This window comes from Mesorhizobium sp. M1A.T.Ca.IN.004.03.1.1 (assembly GCF_003997555.1).
Lineage (GTDB): Bacteria > Pseudomonadota > Alphaproteobacteria > Rhizobiales > Rhizobiaceae > Mesorhizobium.
This window is the reverse complement of sequence record NZ_RZTV01001214.1, coordinates 1-230: the sequence shown is the minus strand read 5'-3', so window position 1 is coordinate 230 and position 230 is coordinate 1. Positions and strand designations below refer to the sequence as shown.

The window sequence follows — 230 nt, the reverse complement described above, 5'->3', positions numbered from 1 at the left end:
AAAAAATTTAATCAAGCAAAATCAATATGATAAAAAGATCGATTTTCCGTGTCATTCCCACTTGGTAAATGGTATTTTTTTGGTATTGTATTAAAAACCATGGGGAACGCATATTCGGAGGGCCCGATGACGGAGCTTGCAATCGGCATAGACGGCGGCGGAACGAGCTGCCGGGCCGCAGTCGCGGACAGGAACGGCAATGTCATCGGCCGCGGCAAATCAGGCCCTGC

General features: G+C 48.7%; 1 pseudogene. It reads left to right on the top strand.

Annotated features, from left to right (window positions below):
* Positions 1–126: 126 nt before the first annotated feature.
* A pseudogene (locus EOD29_RS35550) lies at positions 127–230 on the top strand (N-acetylglucosamine kinase); the annotation flags it as partial.